1 rRNA gene is annotated in these 1373 nt (G+C 54.9%); it reads left to right on the forward strand.

From position 1 onward, the window contains the following. A 23S ribosomal RNA gene (locus tag BM210_RS34160) occupies positions 1-1372 on the forward strand; the annotation flags it as partial. Position 1373: the final 1 nt, after the last annotated feature.

Consider the following 1373-nt stretch of genomic DNA (forward strand, 5'->3'; position numbering starts at 1 on the left):
TAAGGCTGAGCTGTGATGGGGAGCGAAAATTACAGTAGCGAAGGTCATGAGTTCAAGCTGCCAAGAAAAGCCTCTAGCCAGGGAGAAGGTGCCCGTACCGCAAACCGACACAGGTGGGCGAGCAGAGTATGCTAAGGCGCGCGGAAGAACTCTCGTTAAGGAACTCGGCAAAATGACCCCGTAACTTCGGGAGAAGGGGTGCCTCGGTAGGGTGAATAGCCCGAGGGGGCCGCAGTGAAAAGGCCCAAGCGACTGTTTAGCAAAAACACAGGTCTGTGCGAAGCCGTAAGGCGAAGTATACGGGCTGACGCCTGCCCGGTGCTGGAAGGTTAAGGGGAGTGGTTAACCGCAAGGTGAAGCTATGAACCGAAGCCCCAGTAAACGGCGGCCGTAACTATAACGGTCCTAAGGTAGCGAAATTCCTTGTCAGGTAAATTCTGACCCGCACGAATGGCGTAACGACTTGGGCGCTGTCTCAACGAGAGATCCGGTGAAATTTTACTACCTGTGAAGATGCAGGTTACCCGCGACAAGACGGAAAGACCCCATGGAGCTTTACTGCAGCTTGATATTGAACTTGGGTACGATCTGTACAGGATAGGTGGGAGCCATTGAAGCATGAGCGCCAGCTTGTGTGGAGGCGACGTTGGGATACCACCCTGATCGTATCCGAGTTCTAACCTCGCACCGTGATCCGGTGCAGGGACCGTGTCAGGTGGGCAGTTTGACTGGGGCGGTCGCCTCCTAAAATGTAACGGAGGCGCCCTAAGGTTCCCTCAGAATGGTTGGAAATCATTCGCAGAGTGTAAAGGCACAAGGGAGCTTGACTGCGAGACAAACAGGTCGAGCAGGGACGAAAGTCGGGCTTAGTGATCCGGTGGTACCGAATGGAAGGGCCATCGCTCAACGGATAAAAGCTACCCTGGGGATAACAGGCTTATCTCCCCCAAGAGTCCACATCGACGGGGAGGTTTGGCACCTCGATGTCGGCTCATCGCATCCTGGGGCTGAAGTAGGTCCCAAGGGTTGGGCTGTTCGCCCATTAAAGCGGTACGCGAGCTGGGTTCAGAACGTCGTGAGACAGTTCGGTCCCTATCTGTCGTGGGCGCAGGAAATTTGAGAGGAGCTGTCCTTAGTACGAGAGGACCGGGATGGACGTACCGCTGGTGTACCAGTTGTTCCGCCAGGAGCACGGCTGGATAGCTACGTACGGAAGGGATAAGCGCTGAAAGCATCTAAGCGCGAAGCCCCCCTCAAGATGAGATTTCCCAATTAGTAAGACCCCTTGTAGACGACGAGGTAGATAGGTTCGGGGTGGAAGTGCCGCAAGGTATGGAGCTGACGAATACTAATCGGTCGAGGGCTTATCCAAA

This window comes from Paenibacillus sp. 1_12 (assembly GCF_900114475.1).
In the GTDB taxonomy this organism is placed as follows: domain Bacteria; phylum Bacillota; class Bacilli; order Paenibacillales; family NBRC-103111; genus Paenibacillus_S.